General features: G+C 72.9%; 25 protein-coding genes and 1 pseudogene. 11 read left to right on the top strand and 15 right to left on the bottom strand.

Annotation, left to right across the window (positions count from 1 at the left end):
• The first annotated feature begins 13 nt into the window (after positions 1 to 13).
• On the top strand, positions 14 to 1,684 hold the full coding sequence (locus ACZ3IJ_RS02705; RefSeq protein WP_467465832.1) for an FAD-dependent oxidoreductase: 1,671 nt from the start codon (positions 14 to 16) through the stop codon (positions 1,682 to 1,684).
• 174 nt (positions 1,685 to 1,858) lie between these two features.
• Here the strand turns inward: ACZ3IJ_RS02705 and ACZ3IJ_RS02700 are convergent, their stop codons facing one another.
• The 3 genes from ACZ3IJ_RS02700 to ACZ3IJ_RS02690 form a co-directional block, all read right to left on the bottom strand.
• Positions 1,859 to 2,497 (bottom strand): DUF4232 domain-containing protein, encoded by a 639-nt coding sequence (locus ACZ3IJ_RS02700; protein ID WP_467465830.1) that lies wholly within the window; start codon positions 2,495 to 2,497, stop codon positions 1,859 to 1,861.
• Positions 2,498 to 2,512: 15 nt separating this feature from the next.
• Positions 2,513 to 3,133 carry an L-threonylcarbamoyladenylate synthase gene (locus ACZ3IJ_RS02695; protein WP_352188944.1) on the bottom strand — a complete coding sequence of 207 codons (621 nt, stop codon included), beginning with the start codon at positions 3,131 to 3,133 and terminating at the stop codon, positions 2,513 to 2,515.
• A 77-nt stretch (positions 3,134 to 3,210) separates the two neighbouring features.
• Positions 3,211 to 3,789: a Type-2Aa cytolytic delta-endotoxin gene (locus ACZ3IJ_RS02690; protein WP_467465829.1), complete on the bottom strand. Its 579-nt coding sequence runs from the start codon at positions 3,787 to 3,789 to the stop codon at positions 3,211 to 3,213.
• A gap of 103 nt (positions 3,790 to 3,892) precedes the next feature.
• Between ACZ3IJ_RS02690 and ACZ3IJ_RS02685 the strand changes: the two genes are divergently transcribed.
• Complete coding sequence (locus ACZ3IJ_RS02685; protein ID WP_467465828.1) at positions 3,893 to 5,122, top strand: Tm-1-like ATP-binding domain-containing protein; 1,230 nt, start codon at positions 3,893 to 3,895, stop codon at positions 5,120 to 5,122.
• Positions 5,123 to 5,129: 7 nt separating this feature from the next.
• Here ACZ3IJ_RS02685 and ACZ3IJ_RS02680 read toward each other — a convergent pair whose 3' ends face one another.
• On the bottom strand, positions 5,130 to 7,880 hold the full coding sequence (locus tag ACZ3IJ_RS02680) for an FAD/NAD(P)-binding protein (protein WP_467465827.1): 2,751 nt from the start codon (positions 7,878 to 7,880) through the stop codon (positions 5,130 to 5,132).
• 141 nt (positions 7,881 to 8,021) lie between these two features.
• On the opposite strand from ACZ3IJ_RS02680, the gene ACZ3IJ_RS02675 reads away from it, so the two are divergent.
• A complete protein-coding gene (locus tag ACZ3IJ_RS02675; RefSeq protein WP_467465826.1) occupies positions 8,022 to 8,483 on the top strand; it encodes an RrF2 family transcriptional regulator in 462 nt (153 codons plus the stop codon).
• Between the two features lie 12 nt (positions 8,484 to 8,495).
• Here ACZ3IJ_RS02675 and ACZ3IJ_RS02670 read toward each other — a convergent pair whose 3' ends face one another.
• Together ACZ3IJ_RS02670 and ACZ3IJ_RS02665 are read right to left on the bottom strand one after the other, a co-directional pair.
• Positions 8,496 to 8,792, bottom strand: coding sequence for an antibiotic biosynthesis monooxygenase (locus ACZ3IJ_RS02670; protein ID WP_352188949.1), 297 nt, complete (start codon positions 8,790 to 8,792; stop codon positions 8,496 to 8,498).
• Positions 8,793 to 8,877: 85 nt separating this feature from the next.
• Positions 8,878 to 10,152: a M28 family peptidase gene (locus ACZ3IJ_RS02665; RefSeq protein WP_467465825.1), complete on the bottom strand. Its 1,275-nt coding sequence runs from the start codon at positions 10,150 to 10,152 to the stop codon at positions 8,878 to 8,880.
• Positions 10,153 to 10,208: 56 nt separating this feature from the next.
• On the opposite strand from ACZ3IJ_RS02665, the gene ACZ3IJ_RS02660 reads away from it, so the two are divergent.
• Positions 10,209 to 10,754: an EF-hand domain-containing protein gene (locus ACZ3IJ_RS02660; RefSeq protein WP_467465824.1), complete on the top strand. Its 546-nt coding sequence runs from the start codon at positions 10,209 to 10,211 to the stop codon at positions 10,752 to 10,754.
• A 37-nt stretch (positions 10,755 to 10,791) separates the two neighbouring features.
• A complete protein-coding gene (locus tag ACZ3IJ_RS02655; protein ID WP_467465823.1) occupies positions 10,792 to 11,013 on the top strand; it encodes a hypothetical protein in 222 nt (73 codons plus the stop codon).
• Here the strand turns inward: ACZ3IJ_RS02655 and ACZ3IJ_RS02650 are convergent.
• Together ACZ3IJ_RS02650 and ACZ3IJ_RS02645 are read right to left on the bottom strand one after the other, a co-directional pair.
• Positions 11,010 to 12,854: a S8 family serine peptidase gene (locus ACZ3IJ_RS02650; RefSeq protein ID WP_467465822.1), complete on the bottom strand. Its 1,845-nt coding sequence runs from the start codon at positions 12,852 to 12,854 to the stop codon at positions 11,010 to 11,012. The two genes, ACZ3IJ_RS02655 and ACZ3IJ_RS02650, sit on opposite strands and share 4 nt — an antisense overlap.
• A gap of 415 nt (positions 12,855 to 13,269) precedes the next feature.
• Positions 13,270 to 13,548, bottom strand: coding sequence for a hypothetical protein (locus ACZ3IJ_RS02645; protein WP_467465821.1), 279 nt, complete (start codon positions 13,546 to 13,548; stop codon positions 13,270 to 13,272).
• 182 nt (positions 13,549 to 13,730) lie between these two features.
• On the opposite strand from ACZ3IJ_RS02645, the gene ACZ3IJ_RS02640 reads away from it, so the two are divergent.
• Positions 13,731 to 13,922: a hypothetical protein gene (locus tag ACZ3IJ_RS02640; protein WP_352188955.1), complete on the top strand. Its 192-nt coding sequence runs from the start codon at positions 13,731 to 13,733 to the stop codon at positions 13,920 to 13,922.
• 44 nt (positions 13,923 to 13,966) lie between these two features.
• Here the strand turns inward: ACZ3IJ_RS02640 and ACZ3IJ_RS02635 are convergent, their stop codons facing one another.
• Positions 13,967 to 15,181 (bottom strand): FUSC family protein, encoded by a 1,215-nt coding sequence (locus ACZ3IJ_RS02635; protein WP_467465820.1) that lies wholly within the window; start codon positions 15,179 to 15,181, stop codon positions 13,967 to 13,969.
• Between the two features lie 179 nt (positions 15,182 to 15,360).
• Here ACZ3IJ_RS02635 and ACZ3IJ_RS02630 point away from each other — a divergent pair, with 179 nt between their 5' ends.
• Positions 15,361 to 16,089, top strand: a complete 729-nt coding sequence (locus ACZ3IJ_RS02630; protein WP_467465819.1) for a VOC family protein — start codon at positions 15,361 to 15,363, stop codon at positions 16,087 to 16,089.
• Positions 16,090 to 16,139: 50 nt separating this feature from the next.
• On the opposite strand, the gene ACZ3IJ_RS02625 is transcribed toward ACZ3IJ_RS02630, so the two are convergent.
• Positions 16,140 to 16,739 carry a DUF6197 family protein gene (locus ACZ3IJ_RS02625; protein WP_467465818.1) on the bottom strand — a complete coding sequence of 200 codons (600 nt, stop codon included), beginning with the start codon at positions 16,737 to 16,739 and terminating at the stop codon, positions 16,140 to 16,142.
• A 160-nt stretch (positions 16,740 to 16,899) separates the two neighbouring features.
• Here ACZ3IJ_RS02625 and ACZ3IJ_RS02620 point away from each other — a divergent pair, with 160 nt between their 5' ends.
• A complete protein-coding gene (locus ACZ3IJ_RS02620; protein WP_467465817.1) occupies positions 16,900 to 18,477 on the top strand; it encodes a GMC oxidoreductase in 1,578 nt (525 codons plus the stop codon).
• A 12-nt stretch (positions 18,478 to 18,489) separates the two neighbouring features.
• Here ACZ3IJ_RS02620 and ACZ3IJ_RS02615 read toward each other — a convergent pair whose 3' ends face one another.
• Both ACZ3IJ_RS02615 and ACZ3IJ_RS02610 read right to left on the bottom strand, forming a co-directional pair.
• Positions 18,490 to 18,969, bottom strand: a complete 480-nt coding sequence (locus ACZ3IJ_RS02615; protein WP_391796347.1) for a carboxymuconolactone decarboxylase family protein — start codon at positions 18,967 to 18,969, stop codon at positions 18,490 to 18,492.
• Positions 18,966 to 20,045, bottom strand: coding sequence for an NAD(P)H-dependent amine dehydrogenase family protein (locus ACZ3IJ_RS02610; RefSeq protein WP_467465816.1), 1,080 nt, complete (start codon positions 20,043 to 20,045; stop codon positions 18,966 to 18,968). Before ACZ3IJ_RS02610 ends, ACZ3IJ_RS02615 begins: the two co-directional genes overlap by 4 nt.
• A 127-nt stretch (positions 20,046 to 20,172) precedes the next feature.
• On the opposite strand from ACZ3IJ_RS02610, the gene ACZ3IJ_RS02605 reads away from it, so the two are divergent.
• From ACZ3IJ_RS02605 to ACZ3IJ_RS02595, 3 genes and pseudogenes are all read left to right on the top strand, one after another.
• Entirely contained in the window at positions 20,173 to 20,550 is a 378-nt protein-coding gene (locus ACZ3IJ_RS02605; RefSeq protein ID WP_467465815.1) for a DUF779 domain-containing protein, read from the top strand.
• A gap of 147 nt (positions 20,551 to 20,697) precedes the next feature.
• Positions 20,698 to 21,234 (top strand): annotated as a pseudogene (locus ACZ3IJ_RS02600) (phosphodiester glycosidase family protein); the annotation flags it as partial.
• Positions 21,235 to 21,359: 125 nt separating this feature from the next.
• Positions 21,360 to 22,160, top strand: a complete 801-nt coding sequence (locus ACZ3IJ_RS02595) for a VOC family protein (protein WP_467465814.1) — start codon at positions 21,360 to 21,362, stop codon at positions 22,158 to 22,160.
• Positions 22,161 to 22,228: 68 nt separating this feature from the next.
• Here the strand turns inward: ACZ3IJ_RS02595 and ACZ3IJ_RS02590 are convergent, their stop codons facing one another.
• The 3 genes from ACZ3IJ_RS02590 to ACZ3IJ_RS02580 form a co-directional block, all read right to left on the bottom strand.
• A complete protein-coding gene (locus ACZ3IJ_RS02590) occupies positions 22,229 to 23,821 on the bottom strand; it encodes a hypothetical protein (protein WP_467465813.1) in 1,593 nt (530 codons plus the stop codon).
• A 129-nt stretch (positions 23,822 to 23,950) separates the two neighbouring features.
• On the bottom strand, positions 23,951 to 24,145 hold the full coding sequence (locus ACZ3IJ_RS02585) for a hypothetical protein (RefSeq protein ID WP_352190023.1): 195 nt from the start codon (positions 24,143 to 24,145) through the stop codon (positions 23,951 to 23,953).
• Between the two features lie 113 nt (positions 24,146 to 24,258).
• Positions 24,259 to 25,101, bottom strand: a complete 843-nt coding sequence (locus tag ACZ3IJ_RS02580; protein ID WP_467465811.1) for a phosphatidylinositol-specific phospholipase C/glycerophosphodiester phosphodiesterase family protein — start codon at positions 25,099 to 25,101, stop codon at positions 24,259 to 24,261.
• Positions 25,102 to 25,148 lie beyond the last annotated feature (47 nt).

Genomic DNA, 25,148 nt, shown 5'->3' with positions numbered 1-25,148 from the left:
CTGAGCCGACGACATGACCTACGCCATCACCCAGACGTGCTGCAGCGACGCCACCTGCGTCGCCGTATGCCCCGTCAACTGCATCCACCCGACGCCGGAGGAACGGGAGTTCGGCAGCACGGAGATGCTCCACATCGATCCGGCCACGTGCATCGACTGCGGAGCCTGCGCCGACGCCTGCCCGGTGGACGCGATCTTCCCGGTGGACAGCCTCTCGGCGGCACACGCCGGGTACGCGGCCGTCAACGCCGCGTACTTCGCCGACCGGGAGCCTCCGGCCCGGTCCCCCGGGCCGAACTTCCACTCCTGGGGCGCGCCGGCCTTCGAGCGGAGCCTGCCCTCGGACTTCGCGCCGATCCGCGTCGCGGTCGTCGGCACCGGACCGGCGGGCATGTACGCCGCCGAGGACCTCTTGCTGCACACCAACGCCGAGGTGACCCTGGTCGACCGGCTGCCCGTGGCGGGCGGTCTCGTCCGGTACGGCGTGGCGCCGGACCACCCGGCGACCAAGAAGGTCGGTGACACCTTCGCCCGCTTCCACACCCACCCCCGGGTACGGATGCGGCTGGGCGTCGAGATCGGCAGGGACGTCACCGCGGAGGAACTGGCCGCGCACCACGACGCGGTCGTCTACGCCGTGGGCGCCTCCACCGACCGCCGGCTGGGCGTCCCGGGCGAGGAGCTGCCCGGCTGCGTCTCGGCGACGGCGTTCGTGTCCTGGTACAACTCCCACCCCGAGTGCGCCCCCGACGCGATCGACGTGACCGGCGCCGAGCGGGTCGTCGTGGTCGGCAACGGAAACGTCGCGCTCGACGTCGCCCGGATCCTCGTCATGGACCCGGAGAGCCTGGCCGGCACCGACATCGCCGACCACGCGCTCACCGCCCTGCGCGCGTCGCGAGTGCGCGAGGTGGTGCTGCTCGGACGGCGCGGCCCGGAGGACGCGGCGTACACCGCCTCCGAACTCCTCGCCCTCACCCATCTGCCCGGAGTACGGCTCGTCGTGGACGACCACGATCCGCGGACCGGCGCCGCGATCGACGGCGCCGTGCCGGGCGAGAAGGCCGCGCTGCTCCGGGGCGTGGCGCGGGAGGCCGTGGACTGGACGCTCCCGCCGCCGCCGCCGTCGTCGTCGGAGGGTGAGCGGCGCATCGTGCTCCGGTTCCACTCCGCGCCGGTGGCCCTGGCAGGCGAGGGGGCGGTACGGGCCGCACGGGTGACGGAGGGTCCGGGCGAGCGGGAGATCCCGGCCGGTCTGGTGCTGCGGGCGATCGGCTACCGGGGCGTGCCGGTGCCGGGACTGCCCTTCGACGAGGCGACCGGCACCGTGCCGCACGAGCGCGGCCGGGTGACCGGGATGCCCGGGACGTACGTGGTCGGCTGGATCAAGCGCGGCCCCTCGGGCGGGATCGGCGCCAACCGGACCTGCGCGGCGGAGACGGTGGGCACGCTCCTGGCCGACGCCGTCGCGGGCGCCCTGCCCACCCCGTCCCGTACCCCGCAGGCGTTCCGGCGGCTGGTCCGCAGACGCGGCGCTGAGGTCGTCGACGCCCGTGGCCTGGCCGCGATCGACCGGGCCGAACGCGGCCGCGGCCACGAGACCGGCAGGCCCCGGGTCAAACTCGCCACGGTGGCCGAGCTGGTGGCCGCCGCCCGCACCACCCGTCTGCGGCGCCCGGTCTGACGTGGCCCGGGGGCGGGGCCCACGCGGCCCCGCCCCCCGGCTCCGTCCCCGGCTCCGGCCCCCGGCTCCGCCCCCCGGCTCCGTCCCCGGCTCCGGCCCCCGGCTCCGTCTCGCGGCTCCGTCCCCGGCTCCGGCCCCCGGCTCCGTCTCGCGGCCCCGTCCCCCGGCCCCGTGTCAGTCCGTGACCTTCTCCCAGGCCGTCGTGCCCAGCAGGCCCGTCTCGCCGATGTCCAGGCCGCCCTCCGGCACCACCGTCTGGCGCTCCGCGCCCGCGGCCGGGCCGATCTCGACGTAGACGCCGCTCCCCGCCAGGGTCGACGCCTCGACGGCCGAGTAGCGCCAGACGAAGACACTGCGCGCGGACTCCCCGGGCTTCAGCGCCACCGGGTGCGGTCCCGGGTCGTCGAGCGTGGTGATGGGCCCGGGCCCCTTCAGCACCGTGACGTCCATGGGCCGGCGTTCGACGTCCCGTACCCGTACGTCCGGATAGCCCTTGACGCGCTGCTCGCCCGTACCGCAGTTGGTGAGCGTCACCGGCATGGCGCGCAGCCCCATGGCCACGTTGACCATTCCGGTCGTCACCCGGACACCGGACTCCGGACAGCCCTCCGTGGTGGTCGGAGCGGGCGGCGCGCCCGGGCCGGACGGACCAGGCGCGGGGACCTCCATGGGCCGCGGGGCCTCGGAGGCGTGGGCACCGGTCCGTTCGGGGTCGGCCTCGCGGTCGAGTTCGGCCCCGAGGCCGCATCCGGCGGTCGTCAGGAGAGCGGCCGCCGCCGGCAGAAGGACGTGGCGAGGAGATAGGGCGGTCATGTCGCGAACGCCCGGCTACTCGAACCGCGCGGTGTCGCCCGCTCCCCGGCGTACGACCTCCGGCTCGCCGCTCGAGAAGTCGATGACGGTCGTCGGCTCGGTACCGCAGTCACCGGAGTCGAGCACGGCGTCCACCGCGTGGTCGAGCCGCTCCTTGATCTCCCAGCCCTGGGTCATCGGTTCGTCCTCGCCGGGCAGGAGCAGCGTGCTGGAGAGCAGCGGCTCGCCGAGCTCCTCCAGGAGCGCCTGCGTCACCACGTGGTCCGGGATCCGGACACCGACGGTCTTCTTCTTGGGGTGCAGCAGCTGGCGCGGGACTTCCTTCGTCGCCGGCAGGATGAAGGTGTAGCTGCCGGGCGTCGCCGCCTTCACGGCGCGGAACACGTCGTTGTCGACGTGCACGAACTGGCCGAGCTGCGCGAAGTTCTGGCACATCAGGGTGAAATGGTGGCGGTCGTCGAGCTCACGGATCGAACGGATCCGGCCGATGCCGTCACGGCTGCCGATGCGGCATCCCAGCGCGTAGCAGGAGTCCGTCGGGTACGCGATGAGCGCGCCGGAGCGGATGCTGTCGGCCACACCGCTGATGGTGCGGCGCTGGGGGTTCTCGGGGTGCACGTCGAAGTACTTCGCCATGCGGTCAGTCTAGGTTCCCCGCGGGTCCGGCCCGGGACGGCGGGCCGGTGCGGTTTCACCGCACGTCCGGGCGGCCGTCAGGCCGCGAGGCGCAACTCCTGGCGCAGGACGATCGCGTTGAGCCGGATCGCGTACGGCGCGATGTCGGTGATCTCCAGGGCGGCGGCCTTCTCCTTCTCCAGTCCGACCGTCACGTCGATGCAGAAGGCGATCGCGTACATGTGGTCCCCGGTCTCCTCGTCCTGCAGGGCGAAGAACAGGTCCCGGTAGTAACTCGTCCGGTCCGGACCTTCGTCGTAGTACGCGAGTCCCGGTCCGCCCTCCTGCGCGGCGAGTCCGGTGAAGGCGTCGGCGAGCTCCCGCTCGACGGTGTCCCAGAACGACGCGTCGGCGAACTCGCCGGGCAGCGCCTGGCGCACGGCCTCCTTGAGGGAGAGCACCATGACCATGACCGGAGCCTGCTCCTGGAGCCCCCAGCCGCGCACCATCTTCACGACGGCGCTGTCCGGCACGGCCGCCGCGGCCTGGTGGATGTTCTCGAAGTCGAAGTTGACGGTGGCCGGCGCGATCGCCTCCTGGAACAGCCGGTCGATGGCCCGGGCCTGGTCGAGATGGTCCGGACCCACCTCGATGACGGTCTTGAAACTGGCGGTCATGAATCTCCTCGTACGTCGTGGTGATCAAGGGGGGTCAGTATGCCGTCTGGCGTCGGGCCGCCACACCCTTGTCGTCTTGTCGACTTCGCCGGACAGTACGGGGATGGCGATCGTAGTGCTGGTGGGCACGCTGGACACCAAGGGTCTTGAGTACGGGTGGCTGCGCGAGCGGCTGGAGCGCCGCGGGGTCGAGGTCATCGTGGTCGACACGGGGGTGATCGGAAGCCCGCGGATACCCGCCGACGTCCCGCGCGCCGAGGTGGCGCGGGCGGCGGGCGTACGCCTGGAACGGTTACGGAGCGAGGGGGACCGTGGCGCGGCCGTGACCGCGATGGCGCGCGGGGCGGCGGAGGTCGTCCGGCGGCTGCACGCGGAGGGCAGGCTCCACGGGGTGCTGGCGCTGGGCGGCAGCGGCGGTACGTCGATCGCGACACGGGCGATGCGGGCGCTGCCGCTGGGGGTGCCGAAGGTGATGGTCTCCTCGATGGCCTCGGGCGATGTCGCGCCCTATGTCGGCTCGGCGGACATCACGCTGATGTACAGCGTGGTCGACATCGCCGGGGTCAACCGGGTGTCGGCCCCGATACTGGCGAACGCCGTCGACGCGGTGGCCGGTATGGCGCGGGGCTTCGCGACGGCCGTCCCCGCGGCAGCGGCGGACGGCGAGCGGCCGCTGATCGCCGCGAGCATGGCCGGGGTGACGACGCCGGGCGTCGACGCGGCGCGGGAGCGGCTGACCGAACTCGGCTACGAGGTGCTGGTCTTCCACGCGAGCGGGGCGGGGGGCCGGACCCTGGAGTCGCTCGCGGAGCAGCGGCTCTTCGCGGGCGTCCTGGACCTGACGCTCTGCGAACTCGCGGACGACCTCTGCGGTGGCATCCTGACCGCGGGGCCCGACCGGCTGCTCGCCGCCGGGCGCGCGGGGGTTCCGCAGGTGGTGAGCCCGGGAGCGCTCGACCTGGTGAAGTTCGGCCCCCTCGACACGGTCCCCGAGCGGGTACTCGACCGTGACGTGCGGGTGCACAACCCGTCGATCTCGGTGGTCCGGACGACGGCCGAGGAGTGCGCGGAGCTCGGCGCGCGCGTCGCGGCGAAGCTGCGGTCCGCCACCGGTCCCACGACCGTCCTCCTGCCGCTGCGCGGGCTGTCCACGCTCGGCGGGCCGGGCGGGCCGTACCACGATCCGGAGGTGGACGAGGCGCTGTTCGACGCCGTCCGGGACGGGCTGCGCGGCAGCGCGGTCGACGTGGTGGAGGCGGACACGCACCTCAACGACCCGTCGTTCGGCCGCGCCGCCGCGGACCTCCTGCACCGTCTGATCGAGGGGGGTTGACCGACGTTCACCCGGGCAGGTCGGCCAGGCGGCGCCGGTCGAGCGGAGAGGCGCGGCGGTCGAGCCGTTCCTCCAGGAGGTGGCGGGCCGCGTCGCTCTGACCGGCTTCGAGGAGGGCGTACAGGAGGGTCTCCTCGACGATCTCGCGCTGGGCGGCGCTGCCGCCCACCCGGCGCAGGGCCGGCTGCAGGGCACGCAGCCCCTCCACCGCGGTCGTCCACTGTTCCTCCAGGACGGCTTCCAGGGCGCGGCAGAGCGGGGCGATGACCTCGCGCTGGACGGGGTCGGCGCCGCAGGCGTGGGTGCGCAGCCTCCGGAGCGCGGGCAGATCGCCGGCGGCGGTGAGGGCGACCGCCCCGTGGAGGGCGGTGAACGCCGTCGCGGGTCGTTCGAGGAGGTCGCGCTCGACGGCGTCGAGGACCCCGTCGACGGGTACGGCTCCGGTCCAGTTCCGGGTCATCCTGGCCCGCCACAGGAGGGAGCCGGAGTCGACCAGGGCGCGGACGCCGTTCACCTGGCGCGGTGCGAGCTGGGCGAACCACCGGCGACGGACCGCCTCGGAGTCGTCCAGGGCGAGTTCGTGGAGCGCCACGTGCCAGGAGAAGTGGGCGCGGTGCACGGCGCCGCGGCCCTGGCCGCCGATCCAGCCGTCGAGCCAGTCGCGGCCCGCGCGGTGGTCGCCGGACTCGTAGTGGACGTGGGCGAGGGCGTGGACGGCGTGTCCTGAGGCGGGTTCGACGGCCAGGGCCGCCGTGGCGAGGGCGCCCGCCTCGTCGATGCGGCCCTGCTCCTGACGGACGAAGGCGAGCAGCGAGGTGGGGAACCAGTGACCGTCGTAGGCGGGCGCGGTGTGCTCGACGATACGGCGGGCCAGCGAGCCGTCGAGGTCGCCGACGCCGGAGAAGGCGATGGTGGGCACGGCGATGCTCAGCGCGAAGGCGTCACCGGGGTAGCGGTCGAGGTGGGCCACGAGGGCCCGGTCGCCGTCCGCTCCCCCGTCGCCTTCGGCCGGACCGCCGGCGTCATGGGCCCGGATCCGGCGGGTGACGACGTCGACGAAGGAGCGTTCCCGGTCGTCGCCGCGCTCGGCCACGCTGCGCTGGGCGTCGGCGAGTTCGCGCTGTACGTCGAGGTCCGCGCCGCACTCGTGGCCGAGCAGGGCGAGCGCGGCGTGCCCGAGGGCGAAGCCGGGGTCGAGGGCGGTGGCCCGTGCGAACGCGTCGGCGGCCTTGGCCCGTACGGTGACGACCCGGCCGAGGCCGCTGCGGAAGGCGGCGGCGGCCGCGGCGTGGGTCGACAGCGGCAGCCCGAACTGGTCGGTGGGCCGTCGGCGGGTCGGCTGCGGGGTACGGGTGAGGGGGGCGAGCACGGACTCGGCGACCTCCCTGGCCTGTGCCCTGATCTCGGGGATCGCGGTCGTCTCCCACAGCTCGCCGCGCCGGGGCGCACCGAGCGTGAACAGCGGCCTGCCGGTGCCGCCGTGGGCGTCGCGCAGCCGGCCGGCGTCGGTGGCGACGCCGATGCCGAGGGGGCCGGGGGCGGCGAGGCCGTCGGCGAGGAGCCCGCCCCACAGCGGGTCGTCCGCCGGGTCGGTCCGGAGCCCGGGACCGGTGCAGTCGACGACCCACCCCGCCGTCAGCTCCCGGCCGTCGGCGAGCGCGACGGCGATCCCGCCGTCGTCCGTGGTGCGGGCGGCGGCGATCCGGCCGGCGTGGACGCGCAGGCGGCGGGCGGCGCGGGCCCGGGCGATCGTCTCGGCGGTGGCCGGAGCCATCCGGTGGCGGTGGACGTTCCACCGGGTCGCGTCGCGTTCGAGGAACTCGGCCCGCTCGTCGTCGGTGAGCCCCTGCCAGAGCGCGGCGATGGCGGGGCGCAGTCCGTCGAGTGCGGGGCGCCAGTCACCGTGGTCGCGCAGCGAGGCGGCGAAGTGGAGCCGCAGCGCGGTGCGCAGCCGGCGGAGCGGGAGCGCCGTGAGGCCGGGCGGGGCGGGTACGGGCGGCAGCGGCGCGACGGCGTGGGGGCGCGGCAGCAGACCGCTGCGCGAGAGGGCGTGCACGGTGCGGCCGGGCCGGTCGAGGACGAGCGCGAGGTCGACGGCGGTCAGGCCCGCGCCGACGAGCAGCACGTCGTCGTGCGGCCCCACCCCGTCGAGCGCGCCCGGCGCCCAGGGGCTTGCGACGAACCGTTCGGAGCCGCGCAGTTCGGCCGGGGCCCAGCGCGCGGTGCCCGCCGCGGGCCCGGTGGCCAGGACGACGGTGTCGGCCGTGACGGTCCCGCCGTCGGCGAGGCGCAGTGCGAACCGCCCGTCGGCCGTGTCCGCACAGCGGATCGCCCGCGTCCGCAGCCGGCGCACGGCGACCGTTCCGTGGGCCGTGATGATGGCGCGTCCCAGGGTGTCGGCGAGGTAGGACCCGAAGCGATGCCGGGACGCGAAGTCCCGCTCGGTGACGGTCGATTCACCGTGGCGGCAGAGCCAGCGCCGGAAGTGGCCGGGGTCGTCCGGATAGCAGCTCATCCCGCCGACCGGCACGTTGAGCCGGTGCTCGGGGACCTCGGTGGCGTACGCCGTGCCGCGTCCGGCCTCGGCGGCGGGGTCGACGAGGACGAGGTCGAGCGGGATCCGCCGGCGGGCGGCCGTCTCGCACAGCTGGACGGCGACGAGCGCGCCGGCCGCGCCCGCGCCGACGACGGCCACGGTCGGCCGCGGACGGCCCGGGACCGTCGGCGCGGGGACGGACGCGGGCTGGGGCACGGGCATGGGCACGAGGGACCTCCGGCCGGGGCGGGCACTGCGGAACGTTGTTCACTATGTCGATGAACAATGTGCAATGACAAGGCCGCCCCGCCCCGTACGCCGGGGGCCGGATCGGTTTCGCGCCAGGCGTGAGACATTGAGGCGGTGAGGATCTCAGCGCGAACGGACTACGCGGTCAGGGCCATGGCGGAGCTCGCCTGCTCCCCCGACCGGCCGCTCAAGGCGGAGGACATCGCGGGCCGGCAGGACATCCCGGTCCGCTTCCTCTTCGTCGTCCTCAGCGAATTGCGGCAGGCCCGGCTGGTGCGGAGCGTGCGCGGCCCGGACGGCGGCTACACCCTCTCCAGGCCGTCCGAGGAGATCACCCTCGCCGATGTCATCCGGGCGATGGACGGTCCGCTGGTGAGCGTGCGCGACCTGAAGCTGACCGGCCTGGAGTACCAGGGTGCGGCGGCGCCGATGCCGGACGTCTGGCGCGCGGTGCGCGCGAGTCTGCGCCAGGTCCTGGAGGGGACGACCCTCGCGGACCTGGCCTCGGGGACGCTGCCGGAACTCGTCCGGGAACGGGCCCGCGAGTACACCGACGACGTACGGACCTATCCGTAGCGCCGTGCGCGGTCACCGTCCGGGCAGGCCCAGTTCGCCGCCCCGGTAGAAGGCCTCGTTCTCTTCGACGACGAACGGCGCCATCGTCTCGCGGCGCTGGCGTTCCGCGTCGGAGGACCGCCAGGCGTCGCACGCCTCCTTGGAGTCCCAGAGCGAGACGCCGGTGATCTCCTGGCCGTCCTCGGTCCAGTAGGCGTAGGCCTTGTGCAGGCCGTCGGGGGAGAACCCGGGGCGCCAGGCCCGCTCGAACTCCTCCAGGGCGCCCGGCGTGATGCGGCGCGTGGTCACCCAGACAAAGCGCTGCTCCATCGCAGCCTCCTCGGTAACGGGATCGGTCGTGATCGCGCTGTCCGACCACGGTAGGTCCGCGGGCCCGATTCCGCCTCCGATACGGCTACCGGCGGTGACGGCGCGGGCGGAAGGGACGGGACGGGCCGGGTGGGCGCCAGAGCGCGGCGGTGACCGCGGTGGCGACGGCGACGGCCGTCAGGCGCTCGTGGTCGACGGTGTCCGGGGTGTCGGTGGGGCGGTGGTAGCGGGGGTTGCGGAAGTTCGCCGTGCCGGTGAGCAGGACGGCCGGGATGCCCGCGTTCCAGAACGCCGCGTGGTCGCTGCGGCCGAGATGGTTGACCGGAGGCACGGCGAGTCCGGCGAGGGTGCCGAGCGGGCCGTCCGGGCGGGGGTCCCGGAGGGTGACGACGGGGAGGGGCGGATCCGCGGCCGCGGCCGCCCGGCGCCACAGGCCGGCTGCCGTCTCCGAGGACCGGCGGTGGACGACGAGGACGAAGTCGCCGCGCCGCCCGTTCGCGTGGACGGCTCCGGCCGCACCAGGGAAGACCGTCCCGAATCCCGGCGGGACCGTCTGCGTCCCGGGCTCGGTGTCGAAGCAGCCGACGGACTCCAGGCAGAGCATCCCGGCGATCCGCTGCCCCCGGCCGGCCGCGCGGGCGACGACCCGCGCGCCTACGAACCCCAGCTCCTCCATGTCGAAGAAGGCGAGGCGCACCGCGGGTGGCCGGGGCAGGCCGGCGAGCAGCCGTGCCACCTCCAGCAGGGCGGCGACTCCGGAGGCGTTGTCGTCGGCGCCGGGGCTGCCCTCGACGGTGTCCAGGTGGGCTCCGACGAGCACGGCGGGCCGGTCGTTCAGGACGCCACGGTCGTTCCGGACGTCCTCGTCGTCCCGGTCGTCCCGGTCGTCCCGGTCGTCCCGGGCTGCTCCGTCGGGCAGCCGGGCCAGCAGGTTGGCTCCGGTGAGCCGCCGGTGCACGCGGAAGCGGACGGGCGACAGGCGCGCGCCACCGGGGCGGTCGGTGCAGCCGGGGCGCCACCGGACGTCGAACGGCCGCCGTTCGCTCAGCCAGCCCGCCTCGGCCAGCCGGCGGGCCACATACGCTTCGGCGCGGAGCATGGCGTCGGGCGCGTGGGTTCGGCCGCGCGGGCGGTCGGCGAGGACGTCGACGTCCTGCCGCAGGCGCAGCGGATCGGCCCGTCGGGTCAGCTCCCGGACGAGCGCGGACACGACGTGCGCGGGAACGCCGGGACCGTGGTCCATGGCGTCGATGGTGGCGTACGGCGCCGGTCCGCGCGCGTTCTCGTGCGCCGTCTCGCGCTCCTTCTCGTGCGCGGCGCGTGGGTGGTGCGGCACACCGGGGCGCTCGCGGGCAACCACACTGGAGGTTCTGCCGTCCCTCTCCGTACGACCCCCTCCGACGGAAGGATCCCCGCATGCCGACGCTCGATCCGATCACCCGCAGGCTCCGGCGCCTCTTCGAGGTGCTGGACACCGACGGCGACGGATTCGTCACCTGGTCCGACCACGAGCGGATCGTGCGGGCGTACGCGACGGTCTACGGGCTGACGGCGGACGATCCCCGGATCCAGGCCCTGGAGCGGGCGTACTGGGCGCAGTGGCTGGGGCTGCTCACCCAGTCGGTGCCGGGACGGGAGCGGCTGGACCAGGACGGCTTCGTCGCCGCCCATCGCGCGGTGGGCTACGACAGCGACCGGCCCGAACTGCTCGAGAACCTCGCGGCGGCCGTCTTCCGCATCATGGACACCAAGGGCGACAAGCGGGTCAGCGGCGAGGAGTTCACCGCGTATCTCGCCGTCTGGGGTGTCACCGGGGAGCAGGACCCGGGCGTCTTCGAGCGTCTCGACCTGGACCGCGACGCGTTCCTCTCGCAGCGCGAGATCGCCCGGTCGCTGCGGGCGTTCCACCTGCACAACGACAACCTCGACACGCCCGGAGGCGTCTTCCTCGGCGTGTACTGACCGTGCGCGGGGGCCCGTGGTGTGGTCGGATCTCGTCATGGACGTCACTGAGGAGAGCGACGGTTCGTCCGGGCCCCGGAGTCCCGGAGAGCGCCGTCGTGCGGCTCGGCGGGCCGTCGCGAGCCGGACGACCGACCGGGCCGAGCTCGCGGAGTTCCTCGACATACTGGATCTGCGGCCCGAGGTCGACCACCTCTACTCCGGCCCGGAGTCCGGGCGCCCCCGCCGGAACGGTGAGGGGCGCCCGGGTAAGGCCTAGAAGGTCAGGTTCCAGGCGTCGATCTTGCCGGTGTCCTGGTTGGCGTTGTCGTTCACGCGGAGCTTCCAGACGCCGTTCGCGACCTCCGCGGAGGCGTTGACGGTGTAGGTCTGGAGGATGTTGTCCGTGCCGCTGCCGGTCCGGTTGTGCAGGGTGTAGACCGTGCCGTCGGGGGCGACGAGGTCGACCTTCAGGTCACCGATGTACGTGTGCTTGATGTCCACCCCGACCTTGAGGGTGGCCGGGGCGTTGCCCGTCACCCCGCTGACCGTGAGGGCGCTCTCGACGGTGGCGTTGTCGGAGATCGCGATGTCGGTGAGGTTCTCGAAGTACGCGCCGGGGGGCGGGGTGGTGCCGCTGACCGCCTTCAGCGCGTCGACGCGGCCCTCGCCGAAGAAGCTGTTGTTGGCCGTGGTGCCGGTGCACCGGCTGTCCGACGGGCAGGCCAGGTCGGTGGCCTGGACGCCCAGCTTCGTACGGATGTCAGCCGGGGTGGCGCCCGGGTTGGCGCTCGCAAGCAGCGCCGCGACGCCCGCCACGTGCGGGGAGGCCATGGAGGTGCCGCTCAGCGAGGAGTACTTGCCGCCGGGGACCGTGCTGTAGACGGACTCGCCGGGCGCCGACACCTCGATGACGTTGCGGCCGAAGTTGGAGAAGGACGCCTTGGACGAGCCGTTGGTGCCGTTCGCCGCGACCGTGACGACGCCCGGCAGTTCGGCCGGGATGTCGAGGCAGTCGTTGGTGATGGTGCGGGTCACCGGGGTGGAGTCGTTGGGCGAGGAGGTGTCGGTGGTCTTGTTCGCCAGGTCGTAGTTGGCGTTGCCGGCCGCCGCGACCTGCAGCGAGCCCTTGCCCTCCGCGTACTTCTGGGCGCGGCCCACACCCTCCAGGATGGCCGCCTGGTCCACGTTGTTCGGGCAGTTGAACTGCCACGGGTCCGTGTAGTAGCTGTTGTTGGTGACCTTGAAGCCGTGGTCACCGGCCCAGACGAGCCCGCAGATGGTGTTCTCCGCGAAGAACAGCGTGCTGCCCGGCTCGGCGATGCGGACCGAGGAGATCTTCACGCCCGGCGCGACGCCGATGGCGCCCTTGCCGTTCTTGGCGGCCGCGACCGTACCGGCGACGTGCGTACCGTGGGTGTCGACGTCGCGCCACGCCCCGGCCCGGGTGTCCGTCTTGCCGTACGCGCAGGAGACCGAGTCGGCGGCGTTGAAGTTGGGCGCCAGGTCCTGGTGCTGGTCGTCCACGCCGGTGTCCAGGATGCCGACCTTGACCGTCGGGGAACCGGTGCTGATCGCCCAGGCCTGGTCGGCCTTGATCTGCGTCATGTCCGAGCGGACCGGCTCGGTGGACGGCGCGGCGGACTGGGACGGGTTGGCGGGCAGCGCCGGGTTGTAGGCGTCGGCCGGGACGTCGGAGGTGCGGGTGGCGCCGACCTGCTGGACGCCGGAGACGGCACGCATCGCCGGGGCGAAGCCGGTCGACGTCGAGTGGGCCACCACGACGCCGATGGCGTCGTACGAGGCGAAGACGGTGCCGCCGTTGTTCGCGACCGCCGTGCGGACGGCCGTGGTGTCACCGGGAGCGGTGATGACCAGGTAGGCCCGGGTGCCGGCCGCCCAGGCCGCCGGGACGGCCGCCTTGGCCGCGCGGGCGGCGGAGGCGGCGGACGCGGCAGAGGCGGTGGAGCCGGCCTGGGCCGCGGAGGCGGCCGTGGGCTCCGGAATGGTCGTCGGCGCGGCCTGGGCGGCTCCGACGGGCACGGTGAGCGCGACGGCCGAGCCGAGAGCGGCGACGGCCACGGCGGAGAGTCTCAGCCGGCTGGATATGTGGGAAAACAATGCGTCCTCCGATGGCCCGGTGACGCTGGTGGCGCCTGCCGGGCCCTGTGTTGTAGGGGGTGGGACGCAAGATCCCAGAGACCGGCATGCGGAAGGAAGTGTTCAACCCCATAAGCCCGTTGGCGTTACCCAGTGTTGACCTGACGGTGTGTCGGTCGGGTCGGGTTTCCCCCACTGTGGGGGGTTCGTCGGGGTGTGGGCATGCGGATGCCGCGGGTCGTGCCGGTCGTCAGGCACAACGGAGCGCCCCCGCCGACGTGAGGGCGGGGGCGTGCGGGCGAGGCGTACGGGCGGGGGCGTGCGGGCGGGACGTGCGGAAGGACGTCGTCCGGCGCGCGGCCGGCGCCGCCGGCCCGAGGACGCGGCGGCGGGTGTGTCACGGGCGCGCGCGTGGTAGCCCGGCGGGCGCGGGCCGTCAGTAGAGGCGAGGTGACATGACCTGCGGCTCGGTGCCCGGGACTTCCAGGACGCAGCGGGGGATCCCGGGACCGGCCGCGGCGCGGACCGTCGCGGGCGTCGGCGGGTTGGTCGGCAGCTCGATGTGCACGGTCACGGGGCGGTCGTGACCGGTCGTGGCGTACCCCGTCTCCTTGCCGTCGACAAGGACCTCGACGACGGCCTGGTGGCCGGTCTGGACCGTGACGCTGACGGAGTGCCCCGCGTGGTCGATGTGAAAGTGGTGGCGTCGTCTCATGGGGTCGCCTCCGACCGGCTCGCCGTCCTCGCCCCCTGCTCCAGCGTAGCCATCCGGCCCCCGGGCAGCCTGGCAGGCGGCGGCGCGGGGCGCGTCACCCGAACAGCCGCCCTCCGGGCGTGCAACCGGCCCTCCGTCGGGTGCACTGGAAGGGCAAGAGTCCGCCGAGCATGGAGACGACCATGTACGAAATGCACGTCGGCATAGCGCCCCGTGACGGGATCTTCGTCTGGCACGTGGCCGCCATCGGCACCGCGACCGCCCTCTGCGGGCAGTCGCTCCACGAGGAGCCGCTGGAGGAGCGCGAGAGGACCGACCGTCACTGCACCCCTTGTATGAGTTCGTTCCAGGAGCTGATGAACGACCGGCGCTGACGTCCGGATTTCCGAATTCCCCCATGTCCCCCAGCCGAAGTCCCTCAGACCCCCAGTCGGTCGCGGAGCGCCGACAGCCTCGGCCGCCGCCCTGCGCGTTCGCGCGAGTGGCGGTCGAGTTCTTCCATGAGACGGCGCCCGCGGTGGTCGAGGTCCAGCTCGTCGAGGATCCGGTCGATCTCGGCCAGGAGCGCCCCGTACAGCTGCCAGTGGCGGGGGTCGCGCTGGACGACCTGGAGCAGGAGGCCGGCCGTGTGGTCGCGGACGGCGCGAGCCGCGCGGAGTTCGCCGGCGAGCCGTTCCTCGGCTGCGTCGGCGTCCTCGCTGACGTGGGTGGAGACCAGGACGGCGAAGCTCACGAGGGTGTCGGCGACGCGGGCCAGGAGGTCCTCGAGCGCGAGCGCGAGGTCCTCGGGGAAGAGTTCCGCGCCCTTGCGCTCCTTGGCGAGGTCGGTGAGCGTGCGGGCCATGACCCGCAGGACGACGGCGCAGATCTCCAGGGTGTCGAGCCCGGTGCGCAGCACGATGCGGTACAGGACTCCTTCCTGCTCCTTGACGCGCGGGTTGAGCCGGAGGCTGTCCTCGGCCTGGCGCAGGGCCGCGTCGACGTCGGCCACGTCGTTGTCGAGCCGCCGTGCCTCGTGGAGGCGCGCGGCGGCGTGCGCGACGGTCGTGGGGGTGGCGAGTTCCTCGCCCATGCCCAGCATCAGCCGGCGCATACGGCGCGCCAGGTCCTCGATGGACTCACCGGCCGAGCCGACCCAGACCGGCGGGGCGAGGACGGTGTTGAACGTCAGACCGACGATCGCCCCGATGAGGGTCTCCAGGACCCGGTCCCAGGCGGTGTCGGTGACCTGGGTGACGCCGAGGACGAGCATCGCGCTGATCGCGACCTCGGGCACGAACTCGTCGACGCGCACGAAGCGGCCCACCACCAGCGAGGCCAGGATGATCAGACCGAGACTCCACCAGGTGAGGCCGACCAGGGCGCTGAAGGCGATGGCGATGACGACGCCGACGACCACCGCGTTGACCCGTCGGATGCCGGTGGTGAGCGTGGAGTAGAGGGTCACCTGGACGACGAGCAGCGCGGTGAGCGGGGCGGTCAGGGGGGCGGGTTCGCTGCTCAGCTGGAGAGCGACGACATAGGAGATCGTGGCCGCGACCGCGGACCTGACGGTCTGCACGACCGCCGGGTCCCGGCGCCGCGCGTACAGGTCGGCCACCACTTTTCGCAGCGCAGCGCGCACGTCCCTCACACTTTCAGGCTTTCGTACCGCTGGGGACTTCGCACGCCGTACCGGTACGGCCCGCCGGAATGGCGATCTCTCCGGGGGTACGGTGGGATGAGAACCGATCACGCGTCCACGACGGATGGATGAAGGTTGTGTCGACCTCGAGCCATGCGGTGTCCGGCGCCCCCTGCTGGGTCAGTCTCATGACCCGCGATCTCCGCGCCGCCGAGACGTTCTACGGGGGTGTGTTCGGCTGGGAGTTCCGGTCCACCCGGTTGGGTGAGGAGTTCTCCGTCGCCCTGCGCGACGGGGCTCCGGTGGCCGGGATCGGCGCGCTGGCGCCGCGCCTCGCGGTGGCGGTCGCCTGGACGCCGTACTTCGCCGTCGACGACGCCGATCTGACCGCGGCGCGCATCCGGGAGCGCAGCGCCACGGTGGCAGTGGGGCCGCTGCGCTTCGGGACCGGGCGGGCCGCGCTCGCCTCCGACCGGGAGGGTGCCGTCTTCGGCATCTGGGAGGGCGAGGTGATCCCCGACTGGAGCGTCGGCAAGGGCGGGGCTCCGGCCTGGCTCGAACTGCGGACCCGGAACGCCTTCGACGCGGCGATCTTCTACGCCGAGGTGCTGGACTGGGCCGGCGAGCGGCCGGGCTGCTGCCAGGTGAGCTACGAGGACGATCATGTCGTTCTGAGCCATGCGGGTGTCACGGTCGCCCGGCTCTTCGGTGGGGCGGTGGAGGCGGCCCCCGACCCTCAGGTACGGCCGCGCTGGCATGTCCACTTCCGGGTCCCCGACGTCGACGAGGCGACCGAGGCGGCCGTGCGGCTCGGGGGGAAGACGGTCTCGCCCGTGAGCCCCTCGGGCAACGGGCGGCGCATCACGCTCTGCGATCCGGACGGCGGGCTGTTCACCGTGGCGGACAGCGTGGAGTGAGGCCGGGGCGGTGACGGGGCTCCCCGCGCGGTCCCGCGTGACGGGTCCGGTCACTCCCCCGCGTGCGCGGCGCGCCGGATGGTGGCGTCGAGGAGCGCCAGGGCCTCGTCGGCGGTACGTCCGGGTGCGCGGTTCCAGGGGCCGATGAGCCCGGTCCAGCCCTGCGCGCGCAGTTCGGTGACGATCCAGGCGGCGGAGCGGTTCATGGTGTCGGCGCTGCCGTGGCCGAGGCGGTGGGCGGCGAGCAGCGCGCCGCAGAGACAGCGGGCGCCCCGGGCGTCGCGGAGGCGGTACGGCCTGTTCTGCCAGCCCCACTCGACGAGGACGTGGCGGGCGTGGGCGAGATGGACGGAGGGGCGTACATCGCTCTGACCGATGCGGCGCCAGGTGTGCAGCCGGTCGGGCAGGACGGCGCCGAGCCGGCCCGGGAGCCGCCGTTCGGCGGGCGGGGGCGCGGTGAGGCCGGCGAGGGCGGTGGCCACGAGCTGGTCCACGGGGACGGAGAGCAGCCCGCGCCACTCGTCCCGGACCGCGGGCGGCTCCTCGTACGGAGCGTCCCAGTGGCGGACGATCTCCTGCCACGCGGCGGTGTCGTGGAGTGCTGCGGCCGCCCGGTCGAGGACGTCGGGGGCCAGGGGCGGCAGGGACATGGGCGCTCCGGTCTCGGCGGATCCTTCAGTCATCAGAATGTCGGCTTTGCCCGGAACATTCTTGAGCGATCCAGCCAAAAGTTACCAATCGGTATGCCGTGACTTCCCATGCGGGCGGCAGTAGAACTCGTTCCCATTCCACCGACAGTGAGGGCTCCTCATGGCTGTTACACGCCGTGGATTCATCACGGGAACAGGTTCTATTCTCGGCACTCTCGCACTCCCCGCGCACGCCTACGCCTCGGCCACGCAGTCCCGAATCCCCGCTCTGGTGATCGGCACCGGCTACGGGGGATCCGTCGCCGCGCTGCGGCTCGCCCAGGCGGGTGTAGACGTGCGCATGGTCGAGATGGGCATGGCCTGGGACACCCCCGGCCCCGACGGCAAGATCTTCGCCAACACCACCACCCCCGACCACCGGTCCTTCTGGCTGCGCACCCGCACCAAGCAGCCCCTCAGCCAGTTCCTCGGCTTCCCGCTCGACAAGGACGTCCCCCGCCACACGGGCATCCTGGACGCCGAGGAGTTCGGCGGCATCACCGTCTACCAGGGCCGGGGCGTCGGAGGCGGTTCCCTGGTCAACGGCGGCATGGCCGTCACCCCGCGCCGGGAGAGGTTCGGCGCGATCCTCCCGTCGGTCGACGTCGACGAGATGTACGGCGTCTACTACCCGCGCGCCAACGCCGGGCTAGGCGTGAACGACGTCGACCCGTCCTGGTGGGAGAGCGCGGCGTGCTACCAGTACGCCCGGGTGGGCCGCAAGCACGCCCAGCGCTCCGGCTTCCCCTTCGTCTTCGTGCCCAACGTCTACGACTGGGAGTACATGAAGCAGGAGGCCGCCGGCGCCGTACCGAAGTCGGCGCTGGCCGGGGAGGTGCTCTACGGCAACAACCACGGCAAGAAGACCCTGCAGAAGACCTACCTCGCGCAGGCCCGGGCGACCGGGCGGGTCACCGTCTCACCGCTGCACAGGGTGACGTCGGTGTCCCCGGCGGCGGGCGGCGGCTACGCGGTCCTCGTCGACCGGCTGGACACCGCGGGGAACACCACGTCCACCGAGACGATCCTGGCGGACCGGGTGTTCTTCGCCGCGGGCAGCGTCGGCACCAGCAAGCTGCTGACCAAGCTGCGGGCCACCGGGGCGCTGCCCGGTCTCAACGGCGAGGTCGGCAAGGGCTGGGGCGACAACGGCAACGTCATGTGCGGGCGCGCCAACCACATGTGGGACCCGACGGGGAAGCTCCAGGCGTCCATGCCCACGGCCGGCATCGACAACTGGGACGCGGGCGGGGCGTTCGCCGAGGTCGCGCCGCTGCCCACGGGCATCGAGACGTACGCCTCGTTCTATCTGTCGATCACCAAGAACCCGAACCGCGCCGAGTTCTCGTGGAACCCCACGACGGGCCGGGTCGAGCTCAACTGGCAGACCGCCTGGAAGCAGCCGTCCATCAACGCGGCAAAGACCATCTTCGACAAGATCAACGCCAAGGAGGGGACGATCTACCGCACGGACCTGTTCGGCGCGTACAAGATCTGGGGCGACCACCTCACCTACCACCCGCTCGGCGGCGCGGTGCTCGGCCGGGCCACCGACAACTACGGCCGTCTCCAAGGGCATCCGGGTCTCTATGTGATCGACGGCGCGTTGATCCCGGGCAACACCAGCGTCAACCCGTTCGTCACGATCACCGCCCTCGCCGAACGCAACATCGAGAAGATCATCGCCACCGACCTCTGAGTCGCCTCCGGTTCACTGGGTGGGCAGCACGCACACGGCGTCGAGGCCCAGCACCCGGTTGAGCCGGCCGAACGACAGCCAGGAGCCGATGCTCATCGTCAGCTCCACGATCTCGGGCTGACTGTAGTGAGCGGTCATACGAGTCCAGAAGTCCTCGTCGAGACCGTGATGATCCAGGGCGTACCGCTCGGCGTACTCCGCGGCCAGCCGCGTACGGTCGTCGAAGGCATCGGTGGTGCGCCACTGGGTCACCGCGTCGGCGAACGACTCCTCGACCTTCTCGCCGTCCCGGTCCGTCCTCCAGTCCAGGCAGAACAGACAGCCGTTGACCTGCGCGATCCGCAGCCGCGCGGCCTCGAACTCGCGCAGGCCCAGGGTCGTGTGGGCGTAGACGGAGAGGGAGAAGTTCGCTGCGGCGGTCCCGATCTCGGGGACGATCTCGCCCCAGACGTACTCGATCGGGTGCCTCCCCTCGGGGACGTCGATCCTCATGGCCGTTTCCTTCCCAGTCGGCCCACCGCGGGGCGCAGCGGGACGTCGAGCGCGTCGTAGAGTCCGGGTTTCGTGTCCACGAGCCAGTCGACGGCGTTCACGAGTCTGCCGACGGCCGTGGCGTTGCCGCCCGCCGAGCGGTTCTCGCCCTCGTCGGTGGCCTCGACCGTGACCTCGATGCGCGGGCGGCCCTCGATGACCACCCGGTGGGCGCCGGCGCCGTCGGGCGGGGTGGGCCAGTCGGGGGCGCAGGAGGGGTGGATCCGGGTGACGTGTTCGATGACGATGCGGGGTTCGCCGTCGACGATCCCCTGGACCTCGAACCGTACGGCGCCCTGGGTGCCGGCCTCGAAGACGCCCATCGTGCGGGTGGTCACGGTGGTGTCGAGGGCGCGGCGCTCCATGGTCTCGCGGATCTCGTCGAGTTCGACGCCGAGGGCCCGCGCCATGAGCCGGATCTGGCCGCCCCAGACCATGGTCGGGATGGAGGGGGCGAGCATCAGCGGTTCGTACTCCATGGGGTGCCCCATGCCGATGAGATGGCGGACCGAGTCCTCCTGCTCGTACGTGGAGTAGTCGAAGATCTCCTGACAGCGGACGACGTCGACGAGGGTGCCGAGACCGCTGATGAGCAGGGGCAGGACGTCGTTGCCCCAGCCGGGGTCGACGCCGGAGACGAAGAGGGAGCCGCCGCCCTCCGCCACGGCGGCGAGGACCGGGTCACGGAACTCCGGCGGGGCGCCGCGCTGGTCGTAGAGCGGGTAGAGCGCCGGGGTCACGACCACCGCGCCGCCGCGGACGGCCCGGACGACGTCGGCGAGCGCCTCGTCGGGCCTGATGTCGCCCGATGCGGCGTACACCACCGCGCGGGGGCGGGCGCCGAGCACGGCGTCGATGTCGTCGGTCGCCGCCACCCCGAGGGAGCGGTCGAGTCCGGCGAGCGCACCCGCGTCACGGCCGACCTTGCCGGGGTCGTGGACGAGGACGGCGGTGAGGGCGAGCGCCGGATGGGCGTCGACGGCCCGTATGGCCGCGCGGCCGACATTCCCGGTTCCCCAGACAACGGTCGGAATCATGCGGGGAGAGTAACCTGACGGACCGTCAGTTCCTAGAGGTGCGGCGGATTTCGGCGGACGCAACCCTCTCGCAACCTCCGGCGGTGTTCGCTGGAGCCCCGGCGGACGCACGAGGAGGGGGCGGGAGATGGATCGACCCGGAGCGCGGGTGGAGTTGACGCCCGACGCGGCCGACCTGCTGCGGCGGCTGCGGGAGTCGCACGGTCCGCTGATGTTCCACCAGTCGGGCGGCTGCTGCGACGGCAGTGCGCCCATGTGCTATCCCGAGGGGGAGTTCCGCACGGGCGCGGCGGACGTACTGCTCGCCTCGCTCGACGTCGCCGGTGTCGCCGAGCCGGTGCCGTTCTGGATGTCGAAGGCGCAGTTCGAGCTGTGGAGTCACACCCGGCTGATCGTCGACGTCGTGCCGGGCCGGGGCAGCGGCTTCTCCCTGGAGGCACCGGAAGGCGTCCGTTTCCTCATCCGTTCCCGGCTCGTCGACTCCTCTCCGGAAGCCGGCCACTGACGCCTGATCAGATCTTCTGGTGCGAGCGGGACAGGGGCCGGGTCGCCGGGAGGGGATCATGCGGAGTCCGGGTACGCGCACGCGCGCGGCGGCGGCCTTCCTGCTGGCCTGCTGCGCCCTGCTGGGCCGGGCCACGCCGGGTACGGCCGTGTGACGGTGCGCGACGGGCGGGTCGTCGCGACCGGTGACTCGCCGGGGCGCGGCCCGATCGCCGAGGAGAGCGAGGTCCTCGTGGGCCGGAAGGCGGGCGCGCGGTCACTGCGGGGGCTGGCACTCGGCGACCGGGTGGGGGTACGGCACCGGATGGTCGCGGAGGGCCCCCGCGTCCCCTACGTCTTCGCGGTGGGCGGATATCCGGTGCTGCGGGCGGGCGCGCCGCTGCCCGGTCTCGACCCGCGCACCGCCGCCGTCCGCTCCGCGGCGGGTGTCGCCGACGGCGGACGCCGGCTGCTGCTCCTGGCGCTGGACGGCGCCCCCCGGCTTCCGCACCGGGCTGACGGTCGCCGAGGTGGCGGCACTCCTCGACCAGGTGGGGGCGAAGGACGGTTTCAGCCTCGACGGCGGTGGTTCGTCCACTCTGGTGACCCGGGACCCGGGCGCCGCGTCGGTCACCGTACGCAACCACCCTCCGGCGGCGCCGAGCGGCCGGTGCCGAACGCCGTGGGGATCTTCTCCCGCCGCTGAACGCCGCCCGTCCGACACCGGCCCCGTACGGACACGGTCCGTCACCGAGCGGCCAGGGCCCGCCCTGACTAGCGTGGGACTCGGCAACACCGGCGAGCCCCATCGATCGGAAGAGAGTCAGAGTCATGGCCGCACGACGTGAAGGCACACCCTGCTGGGCCGACGCGATGTTCAACGACTTCGAGGGCGCCAAGACGTTCTACGGCGAGGTGCTGGGCTGGACCTTCGGCGAATCGTCCTCGGAGTTCGGCAACTACACCCAGGCGTACCGCGACGGCAAGGCGGTCGCGGCCGTCGTTCCGCCGATGCCCGGCCAGGACGGCTCCCAGCCGACCGCCTGGTGTCTCTACTTCGCCTCGCCCGATGTCGCCGCCACGGCCGAGAAGATCAGGAACAGCGGCGGCACGGTCATCATGGAGCCGATGGCGGTCGGCGACTTCGGTTCCATGTGTCTGGCGCAGGACCCGGCCGGTGTCATCTTCGGCATCTGGCAGCCCGGCGTCCACGAGGGCTTCGAGCTGGAGGGCGAGACCGGCTCCTACGCCTGGGCCGAGGTCTTCACACGGGAGCCCGCGAAGTCGGACGACTTCCTGACGTCGGTCTTCGGGTACAACGCCAAGAAGATGGTCGACGAGACCATGGACTACAAGGTCTTCGACCTGGGCGACGAGATGCCCGTCCTGGGGCGGATGACGATGACGCCGGAGGACTTCCCGGCCGAGGTCCCGTCGTACATCCAGGTCTACTTCGCCGTCGACAACTGCGACCAGGCGGTCGACCGGGCCGTGAAGCTGGGCGGGCAGAAGGTCTTCGGGCCGATGGACAGCCCCTTCGGCCGCTTCGCCGCGATCCTCGACCCGCAGGGCGCGGCGTTCGCCGTGATCGACACCAGGACCACCGTGGGCGACGTGCCCGACATGGTCTGAGCGCACGGCAGGCACGCGGTGCCCGGGGTCGTTCCCTCCGTCCCCGGGCATCCTCGCGCCGCGCCCGCTCAGCCTCCGTCGCGGACGGCGACGATCCCGTTGAAGACGCCGACGTACGCGGTGCCGTCGGGGCCGATGGTGATCGGAGCCCAGTTGTTGTCGTACGCCGGGCCGGTGCCGGTCAGCCGCTGCCAGGCACGCTTCCCGGTGCGGAAGTCGACCGCCGTCAGATACCAGGCGTCGACGCCGAGCGGGTTCGGCCGCTTCTCGTAGAAGTAGAGCAGGCCGTTGGCGGTGGAGAGCTTGGGGACGGTGGAGGGCGAGCGCACGTCGCTCTCCCAGACGGTGTCGCAGCCGCTGCCGTCGGGCCGGACGTCGATCCGGGCGGCGCCGCCGACCACACTGCGCCCGAAGGTCAGCGTGGTCGGGTTCTCGTAGCCGTAGTTGTTCTCCACGACCAGGCTGTCACCCCAGCTGATCAGGGAGTTGTCGGTGGTCGAGGCCCCGGAGCCGAAGACCGGGACCTTGCAGACCAGGCGCCGCTCGGCCGGGACGTCGGCGCCGCGGCGGAAGACGAGGACGTTCATCCGGTCGTCGGCGTTGTCGGTGATCGCGACGTACGGCCCGGCGGAGCCGCCGTCGCCGAAGAGGTCGGGCGTGGTCCCCGAACCCTGGTTCACCGAACCCGGCTTGGTGCCGGTCCCCCGGTCGTACGTCTGGCGCCACTGGATCCGCGGGGTGCCGTCGGCGTCGGCGCGGAAGCTGTAGAGGGCGTGGTCGGAGACGATGGAGACGCCGTCCTCGGCGACGGAGAAGGAGTTCTGGATCTCCTCGCCGTTCAGCCGGATCGAGCGGAGCGCTCCGGTGGCGGGGTCGACGGTACCGACCCGGCCGAGGCGGGTCACCCACCAGATGCGGCCGTCCCAGTCGGGCATGACGGAGGTGACGGGGTCGCAGACGCCGCTCGGGAAGAGATTGGTCCAGCTGACGCAGTCGTGCGGGACGAGAGGCGTGAGGTCCCAGTCGTCCTCGACGACGAACTCCCACGCCCCGTCCGGCTTCTGACGGTGTGCGATGCGCAGGACGTGCTGACGGGAGTCGGCCAGGACGACCCGGTCCCGGTCGTCGAGGTAGAAGTAGGCGCCGCCGGAGGTGTCCTTGAAGATCCTCTCGAAGTCGAGGCGGGTGATGGCCTCGACGGTGGAGGAGCGCTGCGGCAGCTTGTACTCGGCGAGGGTGTCCAGCGTGCGCGGGTCGAGCAGCTTCAGCAGGAAGCCGGAGAAGGTTCCGCAGACGGTCAGAAGACGGCCGCCCGCGTCGAAGGTCACCGTGGCGCACTCGCCGCCGACGGCGGCGATCTTCTCGCTGGAGACCTCGGGGTCGCGCCCGAGCGGGCCGGAGAAGGGGTGCGTGCCGCTGCCGGCGCCGTCGGCGTGCATGCCGCTGCGCCCGTTGGGCGCGAGGTACGGATGCTGGGCGGGCGCGTCGCCCGGCACGGGCCGGGCGGGCGCGGGAGCGCCGTCATAGTGCTCGACGAGGCGGTGACCGGGGGCCAGGGGTATCTCGTCGGCGACGGCGGCGGGGGTGGCGAACGCGAGCGCGACGGCGCTCACCGCGGCGATCAGGGCGAGCACACGGGCTCGTCGTGGGGGCGTGGTCAAAGCGGCTCCTCGGGTGCGTTCGTCGGTCGCGCCGGCGGCCGACGTTAGGCCCGAGTGCGTGAGATGTACATGGAACTGCCGCTGGTTTCATGCCCACTTCACGGCCGTGAAACGTGACGGCGCGGTGGCTCAGGGCTTGAGGCTGCTGACGACGTTGGCGGTGGCGGCGACCCCGTTCTGGATGGTCGGCGCCATGCTCGTGCCCGCGAGGAAGAAGCCGAGCAGGGCGCAGACCAGCGCGTGGGAGAACTTGAGGCCGCCGTTGCGGAGGAAGATCACCGCCAGGACGAGCAGCAGCAGTACGACAGAAACGGACACGGCCATCGCCCACACCCTCCTTGCGCCGCGCCGGAATCGCGGCGTTCGGCGGCCAGTGTGGCGCAGCGGGAGCGCCGTCCGGCCGTACGGCATGTCGGCCGAACGGGTGGGATTGGCCGTCAGCGGTTCAAGAAGTCCCGGAGCCCGGCGAGGTCGTCGGTGTTGATGTGGTCGACACCGGCGGCGCGCAGCTCGCCCCAGAGGGCGTCACGGGCGGGTCCGGGCTGGTCGGGGGTGGCCCAGAAGCGGACCCGCTGGCCGCGTGCGTGGGCGGTCCCGACGATCGAGGTCAGCCGGGCCCGCTCGGCGGCGGGGAAGGGTCCCTCGCCTCGCCAGTCGAACGACTGGGTCCAGTTGGAGCTGATGAGCGGGATGAAGGAGGCGGGCGCGGGGTTCTGCGCCGCGAGGTCGTCCAGCCGGCCGTCGTAGAAGGCGTGGCGGACGCGCTGGGCCTCCATGGGGCCGCGGGCGGCGCGGTCGCCGGAGACGACGGGAGTGACGGCACCGAGGCGGACGCGGCCGTCGGTGACGGTGGACAGCATCCGCCGGTACGGGCGGAGCTGGCGGTCGAGTTCCCGGTAGGCGGCGACACCGTCGGCCTTGATGTCGACGAGGAGCTGCACGGGACGGCGGTGACCGGCGTACACGGAGCCGTGGTGGGCGCGGACCCGGGCGAGGAGCGGGTCGAGATAGAGGGAGCGGAGGGTACGGCTCGGGTCGAGCCCGGCAGGCTCGTGGGCGACGAGCAACTCCCCGTCGACGAGGAAGACATCGGCCTCGACGCTGGTGAACCCGTGGTCGAGGGCGTCGTGGAGGGGACGGTCGTGGAGGTAGTCGTTGTGCGCGTGCGCGAGCGGCAGGGGGCGCACGCGGTGGGCGGCGAGGGCGGTGCCGGGCAGGGCGACCGAGGTCGCGGCGGCGGCCAGGGCGGCGACGGCGGTACGGCGGGACAGGGGCGCCATGGGACGACTCCGGAGGTGTCGGGAGGGCGGACCCGCACGAGTATGTG

The organism is Streptomyces sp. NPDC013317 (assembly GCF_055563155.1).
This window is presented reverse-complemented; position numbering and strand designations above follow the sequence as displayed.

Excerpts from the sequence above, each read along its gene's own strand:
- ACZ3IJ_RS02705 (WP_467465832.1), top strand. The coding sequence starts at position 14 with ATGACCTACGCCATCACCCAGACGTGCTGCAGCGACGCCACCTGCGTC.
- ACZ3IJ_RS02700 (WP_467465830.1), bottom strand. The coding sequence starts at position 2,497 with ATGACCGCCCTATCTCCTCGCCACGTCCTTCTGCCGGCGGCGGCCGCT.
- ACZ3IJ_RS02695 (WP_352188944.1), bottom strand. The coding sequence starts at position 3,133 with ATGGCGAAGTACTTCGACGTGCACCCCGAGAACCCCCAGCGCCGCACC.
- ACZ3IJ_RS02690 (WP_467465829.1), bottom strand. The coding sequence starts at position 3,789 with ATGACCGCCAGTTTCAAGACCGTCATCGAGGTGGGTCCGGACCATCTC.
- ACZ3IJ_RS02685 (WP_467465828.1), top strand. The coding sequence starts at position 3,893 with ATGGCGATCGTAGTGCTGGTGGGCACGCTGGACACCAAGGGTCTTGAG.
- ACZ3IJ_RS02680 (WP_467465827.1), bottom strand. The coding sequence starts at position 7,880 with ATGCCCGTGCCCCAGCCCGCGTCCGTCCCCGCGCCGACGGTCCCGGGC.
- ACZ3IJ_RS02670 (WP_352188949.1), bottom strand. The coding sequence starts at position 8,792 with ATGGAGCAGCGCTTTGTCTGGGTGACCACGCGCCGCATCACGCCGGGC.
- ACZ3IJ_RS02660 (WP_467465824.1), top strand. The coding sequence starts at position 10,209 with ATGCCGACGCTCGATCCGATCACCCGCAGGCTCCGGCGCCTCTTCGAG.
- ACZ3IJ_RS02655 (WP_467465823.1), top strand. The coding sequence starts at position 10,792 with ATGGACGTCACTGAGGAGAGCGACGGTTCGTCCGGGCCCCGGAGTCCC.
- ACZ3IJ_RS02645 (WP_467465821.1), bottom strand. The coding sequence starts at position 13,548 with ATGAGACGACGCCACCACTTTCACATCGACCACGCGGGGCACTCCGTC.
- ACZ3IJ_RS02640 (WP_352188955.1), top strand. The coding sequence starts at position 13,731 with ATGTACGAAATGCACGTCGGCATAGCGCCCCGTGACGGGATCTTCGTC.
- ACZ3IJ_RS02630 (WP_467465819.1), top strand. The coding sequence starts at position 15,361 with ATGACCCGCGATCTCCGCGCCGCCGAGACGTTCTACGGGGGTGTGTTC.
- ACZ3IJ_RS02625 (WP_467465818.1), bottom strand. The coding sequence starts at position 16,739 with ATGTCCCTGCCGCCCCTGGCCCCCGACGTCCTCGACCGGGCGGCCGCA.
- ACZ3IJ_RS02620 (WP_467465817.1), top strand. The coding sequence starts at position 16,900 with ATGGCTGTTACACGCCGTGGATTCATCACGGGAACAGGTTCTATTCTC.
- ACZ3IJ_RS02615 (WP_391796347.1), bottom strand. The coding sequence starts at position 18,969 with ATGAGGATCGACGTCCCCGAGGGGAGGCACCCGATCGAGTACGTCTGG.
- ACZ3IJ_RS02610 (WP_467465816.1), bottom strand. The coding sequence starts at position 20,045 with ATGATTCCGACCGTTGTCTGGGGAACCGGGAATGTCGGCCGCGCGGCC.
- ACZ3IJ_RS02605 (WP_467465815.1), top strand. The coding sequence starts at position 20,173 with ATGGATCGACCCGGAGCGCGGGTGGAGTTGACGCCCGACGCGGCCGAC.
- ACZ3IJ_RS02595 (WP_467465814.1), top strand. The coding sequence starts at position 21,360 with ATGGCCGCACGACGTGAAGGCACACCCTGCTGGGCCGACGCGATGTTC.
- ACZ3IJ_RS02585 (WP_352190023.1), bottom strand. The coding sequence starts at position 24,145 with ATGGCCGTGTCCGTTTCTGTCGTACTGCTGCTGCTCGTCCTGGCGGTG.
- ACZ3IJ_RS02580 (WP_467465811.1), bottom strand. The coding sequence starts at position 25,101 with ATGGCGCCCCTGTCCCGCCGTACCGCCGTCGCCGCCCTGGCCGCCGCC.